The following is a 7,284-nucleotide window of genomic DNA, read 5'->3' on the forward strand; positions in this document are numbered from 1 at the left end:
GCGGTGAACCGGTTCCGGTCGCTGACCGGCGCGGCGTACGGCAACAGCCGCGCCTGGGACAGCGACCCACTGCCCTGGGAGCACTTCGGCGAGCGTGTGCCGCTGCGCTGGCTGGCCGAGCGGATGGTCACCCATTCCTCCAACCTGGCGACGAACCTGTGCCTGGAGCAGATCGGGCTGGAGGCGGTGGTCGAGGTGTGGCGTCGGGCCGGGGCGGTGGGCGGCAGCCCGCGCGGGATCGAGGACTACGCGGCCCGCGACGCGGGGGTGCACAACCGCGTCAGCGCGCTGGACCTGGTACGACTGCTGCAATCGCTGGAGCCCGGGGTCCTGGCCCTGATGGAGCACAACGCGCACCGGGTGGACCTGGCCGCCGGCCTGCCGCCCGGCATCCGTCTGGCCGGCAAGAACGGCTGGTTCCCCAGCTTGCGGCACAGCGCCGCCCTCGTCCACCCGGACGACGCGCCGCCCTACGTGCTGGCCGTGTGCTACACCGGGCCGCTGGCCGACGATCACGACGTCGAGGATCCCGCTGCGCGGCTGCTGGCCCGCATCTCACGCGGGGTGTGGCACCGGCGGCATGCCATCGCCACCGCCGGCCGCTGACACCGCATCCGGTAGCGGGCCGTGCCCGGTGGGGGCGGCGGCGATCAGTGCGTCGATGCCGGCACGGTTGAGCAGGTTGATCCGCACATGGCCCTCGTGGCCGCCGAGTTCGAAGAACTCCGCGTCCATCGCGAGGAAACGGTCCAGTGCCGCGCGGGGGCGGGCGAAGAGGAAGAAACCGCACTCGGCCGGGACCTCGGCGGCCAGCGCACCGCTCGCCGTCAACGCACGGTGGTTGTCGCGGATGTGCCCCACGAGATCGGCGTTGCCGCCCTCCAGCATGAGGTCGGCCGCGCGGTGGGCGAACAGGCGATCGGAGACGGCGACGTCGCCGTGCAGGTTGATGTGCAGGTCCGCCAGCGGCCGGCGCAGCGCGGTGGGCACCAGCAGGTGGGCGGCGCGATAGCCGTGGATGGACAGGTACTTGGTGGGACAGACAAGGCGCAGGGTCTGCTCGGCGGGCAGGCGGGCGCTGGCCTCGCCCAGGCAGCCGTCCCACGGCATGTACTGGAAGGTGCCGTCGACGAACACCAGGGAGCCGGTGGCCTGCTGCCAGGCGGCGACGGCCTGAAGGACGTGGGCGGGTACGCGCCGCCCGGCGTACCAGACGGGGTCGGTCAGGACGAGGATGGTCCGCTCGGCGGGCAGCTCCAGCTCGAAGTCGTCCTGGTGGGCATGAGTACGGGCCGCGGGAACCGGCGTGATGCCGAACTCACGCAGCAGGTAGGCGAGTTTGTAGTAGACCGGCGGCAGGTAGTGGATGCGCCGGTGGCCGTTGACGAGCAGCCACGTGACGAACGTGGCCAGCAGGCTGCTCGATCCTCCCGCAGGGAGCACGTTCTGCGCCTCGTAGGCCGCGCCGTCGAGGCGGGAGTGCATACGGCCGATCTTGGAACGCAGCGCCGCGTCCTCGTCCAGGGCCGAGTAGCGGGTCACGTCCGCCAGGCGGTGCGGCGCAAGGTCTGCCAGCTCGCCCAGGTACCGCTCCACGAAGGGATGCGCGCCGTTGTAGTCCGACACGAACACCCGCCCCTTGGGCCGCAGGCGCTCGGCTTCGATCCACTCGTGCCGCTCCAGCATCCGAAACAGCGACGGCTGCGCCGTCCGCCGTCCTGTGCCCATGCCCACCTCCAGAAGACGATGTACACGACAGCCTCGGTCGGCACTCTACTCGCGCATCCGGCCTTGCAAACGGGGCGGCTTCGCGCGGCTCACGGGGAGGGTGCGGCGGTAGTGCGCCGCGGGCGATCACGCCGCTCCAGGCCGCCCGTCACAGGTATCCGTAGGCATAGGGAAGGGGCAGCCCTACTCGTTTCTGGCCTTCGGACTTCACCCAGAGCGTGGCATCTTGCTTCTTCTCGGAGACGCAAGGCCTGGGGCTGCAGTTGGGTGATGCGTTCTTGAATTCATAGTCGATCTTGAGAACGGCCGGATGGTTGGGGGAGATCTTGATGGAGTTCTTGAGCCGGCCGTGCTTCTGCCTCATGATGCGCTTGGTACGGGTGTTGATACCTTCGGTCCGGCCGTTGTGGTGCGGGAGGGTGAGGTCGGCGTCGACGGCCGCGCGGTCGAGTTCGAGGCCGTTGGTGAACGCGTGGAGCCGGCGGATTCGCTTGATCAGCGGTCAGTGTGCACCCGATGCCGAGACCTGGCCGGCATGGCCCGTCTGCCCTCGCTGCCATCCGCTGAACTCTCGGCAGGCACCACGTAGGGGGCGATGCTGCGCAGCTTCTCGCAGGTTTCCGTGTGCTCCCGTTCCGGCCGGGACTGCTGTACGACGCCGGCGCCGGCTTGGAGCCAGCAGCGGTCGTCTTGCCGGAAGATGCTGCGCAGGACGAGGGCGGCGTCGAGGTTGCCCAGGGAGTCGCAGGTGAGGACGGCGCCTGCGTACAGGCCCCTGGGTAGTCCTTCGAGTGATCGGATGAGGGGGTAGGCCGGGGCCTTGGGGATGCCGGTGGCGGTGACGGCGGGGAAGAGCGCGGCGAAGGCCTGCCAGGGGCCGTGGCCGGGGCGCAGGCGTCCGGTGACCGTGGAGGCGAGGTGCTGGACGGAGCCGCGTTCCTGCACCGTCATGTATTCGCTCACCAGCGGGTTGTCGCAGATGGCGGCGAGGTCTTCCAAGGCGAGCTTGACGGAGATGGCGTGCTCGTGGATTTCCTTCGGATCGCTGAGGAGGCGGGCGCGCAGGCGCGCGTCGTCGGCTTCTGATCCGGTGAGAGCTCTGGTGCCGGCCAGGGGCCGGGTGGTGACGGTGCCGTCGCTGGTGACCTCGGCGACGGTCTCCGGGCTGAACCCGGCTGCTTCGATTCCCCCGAGGTTGAGCAGGAAGGAACGTGCCGGGGTGTTGGCCCGGCGGCCTGCGACATAGGTGGCGACCAGGTCCACGTCGGTGGGCACGGGCAGACGCCGGGAGAGGACGACCTTGTGGAGGGGGCCGTCGCCGGTGATTTCCACGAGGGCTGCTGCGACCGCTGCCTGGTAGTTTCCGGTGTCGTCCAGCGAGAGGCTGATCCGCTCAGCCAGTTTGATGTCATCGCCTGCCGTGCGCACGAGCTGGACCAGGCCCTCCAGGCGCTCGGGGTCCACGGACCGCACCAGCACGCTGCCGCCTTCGACGCGTACCTCGTCGGCGGGGATGACCAGATGCAGCAGGGGTGTCTTCTCGGGGATGTCCATCCCGGCGAGCACGGGACCGAGCTCGAACGCGGCCCACCCGTAGGCCCGCCAGTCGTTCACCGGCACGGCGGCGAGTTGTTCTTCGACCCGGTTCAGGTCCGCTGCGTCGTCGCTGCTGAGCTGAACGGTCGCCAGGGCATTGCCGCCCAGGGACCACTGGCTGCCGTCCTCGTACACCACGTACGAGTCGAACAAGCCGCTGCGGATCAGCCGCGCCATGAGGCGCAGCGGGTCTTCCTGTATGTCGAGGTGTGCTTCCCGGTAGCTCCGGCGGTTCACCGGTCGGTCCTTTCAGACGGTCGGCGTCCCCGGACGCTGATGAGCGGATAGGAGTTAACGACGAATCGGCGGTCTTCCAGAAGAGCGCGGAAGCCGTCGAGCTCACCGGGCTTGATCCCCGAGGCGATCAGGCGTTCGGCCACCTGGTCGATGTTGTGGCGATGCAGGGCGATTCCGGTGCCTCCGCCCGGCCATGCTTCGGCGTATGTCGCCGCGGCGAGGTCTTCCAGCCCGGTGCGTGCCATCGCCGCGAGTACCCGACGCCCCCACAGCGGGTCGGCTCCCGCGTCCTCCAGCAGCCCCATCAATGCCGTGTGCACACGCTCGAACAGGTCCTGCGCCTCCTGCCCGGGCGCGGCCAGCACGGGCGTCCACCCGCAGTCGAACTCTTCCAGCACCAGCCATCCGCCCGGCCGCAGAGCATCGACGAGCCGCTCCAGCACGCGCAGCCGGTCGGGCAGGTGGAGCAGCACGAGCCGGGCGTGCACCAGGTCGTAGCCTTCGCCGGGGAGCGGGTCGCGCGCAATGTCGTGCTGGAGCAGGCGCACGTGGTCCGGGCGCTGTCGGGGGATGGCCCAGGAGGGCTCGAGATCGGTGATCGTGACGTCGCCGCTGCCGCCGACCTGTTCGCCGAGCCAATCGCCCAGGGAACCGCTGCCGGCACCGACTTCCAGACACTTCCAGCCGGATGCGAGTCCGGTGAGTTCCAGCTGGCGCCGGGAGAAGGAGTCGTAGCAGGACTCCAGGGCGTGGAAACGGCCCCCGGTCTCGGCACCGGTGTTGTCGAACAGATAGCGAGACATGAGGCCCCTCCCCTGGACGCGAAGGGAACCCTATGGCATACGTAGCGATATGTGAACTCCCCGTTCCATCAGGGGATTTGTGCTGTACGAGCCAGCCCGCTTCCTGGAACGACGCCCGTCACTTCCGACCCTGCCCTTGCCGATAACCTCATCCGCCCTGATGGGAGCCCGTCTTCAGGCACAGACCGTGGGAGTTGTGTTCGGGGCTCTGGTGCGGCAGGCGATCTGCGCGGCATGATGATCAACCGTGCTGCTGCGACTTGCGTATCTGGGTGTGACGAACGCGTTCGCGATATTCCGATTGCTGTCGATGAGCGACCGGCAAAAGACGTGGAGATCACGGCGCTGCAGCCATCAGATCACCGTGGTGGAACGACAGCTGAGCGGGCAGCGAAGCCGTCGTTGTTTATCGGAGCTCAGGCAGTGGTCCGGAGCTCTTCGGGTAGCGGCCCTCTTCAAGCCGGAAGAGGTACTTCCGGAGGTCCGCGCCGAGCCCTTCAGTGATGTAGGTGGCAAAGTCCCTCAGCCCCTCTGCGGCTTCCCGCTCGTCAGACCTGTCGCTGGACGACCATCTGGGCAGCAGGGACTCCAGGTACTCGGTGACCCGTCCGCGGTCGCGCCACCAGTCCCGAACAGCCTCGGGTGTCCATCGGCTGTCGCCGTCGCAGGCATAGCCGCGGTACGGATCTTCCTGGGCTGCTGTCACCAGGTTCAGGACCTCGGCCGTGGTCGTCGGCTGGCGATACACATATTCACCGAAGTACTCGCCGCCGTAGAGCACATGACGCGGTGCGTGCAGCCGGCCCGTCCAACAGTTGTCGGCGATGCCGGTGTAGAAGGGGCCAGGAACGTTCAACCAGAGCCGGTCCTTCCAACGCCCGCCGAAGGACGTCTCGGGCTCTCCTTCTGGAAGCGCCGCTATCGGTTCCCAGCACAGCTCTTCGTAGGTCATCCGCGAAGCTTAGGACCCGTTGGGAAGGCTGTCTCAGCGTCGGCGCTGCTTCGTCCGGTGTCGCGTCGGATGTCGGGCATGCCGAGGTGAACGGTGGATGGCTGAGTTGCACGCTCGCGCATGGCCTCCAGCTTCTGCGTGGCGGCGGCCATGGTGGTCTCGATGGCGGCGACCTCGCCGAGCCAGCCCTGCTCCTTGGCCTCTTGGAGACGGTCGACGAGATTGGCGCGGATCTCCTGGAGGCGTGGCATCTGGGCTGGGTCCACGCGGAGTAGGGGGCACCTGACACAGGCTTCTCTGAACTTGCCGGTTGGGGCCCCTTTCCGCCTCCGGGGCCTCGATAGAGTTTGGGGTGATGACTGGGAACCGAGGCCGTTGGCCGAAGATCGATGAGGAACGCGGCGTCGAGGACGTGACACTCCTGATCCTGGAGTGGCTGGGCGAGCAGGGTGTGAACGCCATGATCAGGATGGACGCCGAGAGGCTGGCTGACAACGCGCCAGCGTGGACGTTCGCCGCCAGCGGCGGCCCGTTGGCGCATGGGATGCGAGCTGACGGAAGGACTGTCCAGCAGTGCATGTCCGTCGCTCTGGCCCGACTGCGCGACGCTGGTCTGTCGGTTCCGTTTTGATCTTCGACCGCCGTTTGGTTGAACCTCGTCTTGAAGCAAGTCAGTTGAGGCGACCTGAACGCTGGGGGCTAGTCAAGGCAAGAGCGGTCGGGTCGCGGTCCAGGTGACGAGTCGCTCACGAACCGGACCAGGTGCCAGGTAACCGACCAGGCTTTCCAGATGGGCCGTCAGGTTCTTATGCCACCGCAGCTCGCGGATCTGCTCGATGGGAAGGTCGCGCCAGCCCTCGGCGAGACCAGCGGCCTGTGTGGGCGTGAAGGTCAGTGCGTCGAGCGTGTCGGACGCCAGCGCCTCGGGGCTCCAGTCGGGGTCCGTGTCGTCGGGGCCCAGCCGGTCGATCACCCACATCCGAAGCATGAAGTCCTGCTGGGCCACCCGTGCAGAGCGTCCCTCGGCGTGGTCGAGCATGCGCCGGTTCGCGAGCAGTGACAGCTTCGCCCACTGGCGACGGGCTTCCTGGGGATGGCTGGAGTTGTAGGCCTGTCCCTGCGCGGCGACGCGTGCCGTCTCAAGTTGCTGGCCGCGGGCGTCATGGATGAACGTCTGCAGCTGGTCGAGCGTCCACGTGCTCAGATCGCGGCCTGGTTCTTCTCGATATGCGTCGCTACTCAACGTCCCCCACTCCTGGTCGTAGGCATGCCGAGGCTGATGGTGGCCTTCTGGGACCGCCTGTCGATCTGGGCGAGCTTATCCTCGGCGCCGGCGAGGCTGACCTTGAGTCCTTCGACCTCGCCTAGCCAGCCCTCGCGCTCGGCCTCGGCGATGCGGGCGACGAGGTTGTCGCGGATCTCCCCCAACCGGCCGCGCGGGGCCGGGTCCGGCCGGAGGAGCGAGCAACGGACACAAGCGTGTTCATGAAAACAAGGGCTTGAAAAGGCACGAGCGCAAGTGCCGATGGAGACCTTGCGCTTCTCGAAGTGCGCGAGGAAAGCGTCCCATTCCTCCTCGGTCGGCGTCCGATACTCATCGCTGGGTCGGGCGGCCCGGCGACGGGCAATGAAGGCGCGATGGGCCTCGATCGTCTCGGCCGGGTAGATCGCCTTGTAACCCATCTGTCGGGGTACGAGTTCATCTGCAGAGCGGAGTACAAGCTCGCATGCAGAGGTCGGCGTGAGGGTGCTTGACATCTGATGATCTGTTGTTCAACGGGCTCTGGATGTGGGTCGGCCGAGGCGGTCATCCCGTCGAGCCTTGGGGGCTGAACGGGTGGAATGCCTCGGCCGAGGTGCGGTCGCCGGGTGGTCAGACCCGAATCCGCAGGTAGTGGTGGGGGTTCGTGGCTGATACGACGACAGGTGTCCCTGTGGGTTTGAGATGATCGAGGTTCTCTACGCCTG

10 protein-coding genes are annotated in these 7,284 nt (G+C 67.7%); 2 read left to right on the plus strand and 8 right to left on the minus strand.

What is annotated here, in order from left to right; genetic code table 11:
• Positions 1–3 precede the first annotated feature (3 nt).
• Positions 4–606, plus strand: coding sequence for a serine hydrolase (locus ACIG5E_RS34840; RefSeq protein ID WP_396540483.1), 603 nt, complete (start codon positions 4–6; stop codon positions 604–606).
• On the opposite strand, the gene ACIG5E_RS34845 is transcribed toward ACIG5E_RS34840, so the two are convergent.
• The 6 genes from ACIG5E_RS34845 to ACIG5E_RS34870 form a co-directional block, all read right to left on the minus strand.
• Positions 556–1,728, minus strand: coding sequence for an aminotransferase class I/II-fold pyridoxal phosphate-dependent enzyme (locus ACIG5E_RS34845; RefSeq protein WP_396540485.1), 1,173 nt, complete (start codon positions 1,726–1,728; stop codon positions 556–558). The genes ACIG5E_RS34840 and ACIG5E_RS34845 overlap by 51 nt on opposite strands.
• A 148-nt stretch (positions 1,729–1,876) precedes the next feature.
• Positions 1,877–2,092, minus strand: coding sequence for a hypothetical protein (locus tag ACIG5E_RS34850; RefSeq protein WP_396540487.1), 216 nt, complete (start codon positions 2,090–2,092; stop codon positions 1,877–1,879).
• A 131-nt stretch (positions 2,093–2,223) separates the two neighbouring features.
• The gene (locus ACIG5E_RS34855; protein ID WP_396540489.1) at positions 2,224–3,561 is read right to left on the minus strand and encodes a salicylate synthase; all 1,338 of its coding nucleotides are present in this window, start codon (positions 3,559–3,561) and stop codon (positions 2,224–2,226) included.
• Positions 3,558–4,364, minus strand: coding sequence for a class I SAM-dependent methyltransferase (locus tag ACIG5E_RS34860; RefSeq protein ID WP_396540491.1), 807 nt, complete (start codon positions 4,362–4,364; stop codon positions 3,558–3,560). The genes ACIG5E_RS34855 and ACIG5E_RS34860 overlap by 4 nt, the downstream gene beginning before the upstream one ends.
• A 406-nt stretch (positions 4,365–4,770) precedes the next feature.
• On the minus strand, positions 4,771–5,316 hold the full coding sequence (locus tag ACIG5E_RS34865) for a hypothetical protein (RefSeq protein WP_396540493.1): 546 nt from the start codon (positions 5,314–5,316) through the stop codon (positions 4,771–4,773).
• Entirely contained in the window at positions 5,313–5,567 is a 255-nt protein-coding gene (locus ACIG5E_RS34870) for a hypothetical protein (protein ID WP_396540495.1), read from the minus strand. Before ACIG5E_RS34870 ends, ACIG5E_RS34865 begins: the two co-directional genes overlap by 4 nt.
• Before the next feature lie 104 nt (positions 5,568–5,671).
• On the opposite strand from ACIG5E_RS34870, the gene ACIG5E_RS34875 reads away from it, so the two are divergent.
• Positions 5,672–5,947 (plus strand): hypothetical protein, encoded by a 276-nt coding sequence (locus ACIG5E_RS34875; protein ID WP_396540497.1) that lies wholly within the window; start codon positions 5,672–5,674, stop codon positions 5,945–5,947.
• A 72-nt stretch (positions 5,948–6,019) separates the two neighbouring features.
• Here the strand turns inward: ACIG5E_RS34875 and ACIG5E_RS34880 are convergent, their stop codons facing one another.
• Both ACIG5E_RS34880 and ACIG5E_RS34885 read right to left on the minus strand, forming a co-directional pair.
• Positions 6,020–6,559, minus strand: a complete 540-nt coding sequence (locus ACIG5E_RS34880) for a hypothetical protein (RefSeq protein WP_396540499.1) — start codon at positions 6,557–6,559, stop codon at positions 6,020–6,022.
• Complete coding sequence (locus ACIG5E_RS34885; protein WP_396540501.1) at positions 6,556–6,999, minus strand: integrase; 444 nt, start codon at positions 6,997–6,999, stop codon at positions 6,556–6,558. The genes ACIG5E_RS34880 and ACIG5E_RS34885 overlap by 4 nt, the downstream gene beginning before the upstream one ends.
• Positions 7,000–7,284: the final 285 nt, after the last annotated feature.

The sequence above is a fragment of the Kitasatospora sp. NPDC053057 genome (assembly GCF_044546945.1).
GTDB lineage: Bacteria > Actinomycetota > Actinomycetes > Streptomycetales > Streptomycetaceae > Kitasatospora.

What these genes read in the sequence shown, in the direction of transcription:
- ACIG5E_RS34870 (WP_396540495.1), bottom strand. Translation starts at nt 5,567, where the DNA reads ATGCCACGCCTCCAGGAGATCCGCGCCAATCTCGTCGACCGTCTCCAA.
- ACIG5E_RS34845 (WP_396540485.1), bottom strand. Translation starts at nt 1,728, where the DNA reads ATGGGCACAGGACGGCGGACGGCGCAGCCGTCGCTGTTTCGGATGCTG.
- ACIG5E_RS34875 (WP_396540497.1), top strand. Translation starts at nt 5,672, where the DNA reads ATGACTGGGAACCGAGGCCGTTGGCCGAAGATCGATGAGGAACGCGGC.
- ACIG5E_RS34865 (WP_396540493.1), bottom strand. Translation starts at nt 5,316, where the DNA reads ATGACCTACGAAGAGCTGTGCTGGGAACCGATAGCGGCGCTTCCAGAA.
- ACIG5E_RS34860 (WP_396540491.1), bottom strand. Translation starts at nt 4,364, where the DNA reads ATGTCTCGCTATCTGTTCGACAACACCGGTGCCGAGACCGGGGGCCGT.
- ACIG5E_RS34850 (WP_396540487.1), bottom strand. Translation starts at nt 2,092, where the DNA reads ATGAGGCAGAAGCACGGCCGGCTCAAGAACTCCATCAAGATCTCCCCC.
- ACIG5E_RS34885 (WP_396540501.1), bottom strand. Translation starts at nt 6,999, where the DNA reads ATGGGTTACAAGGCGATCTACCCGGCCGAGACGATCGAGGCCCATCGC.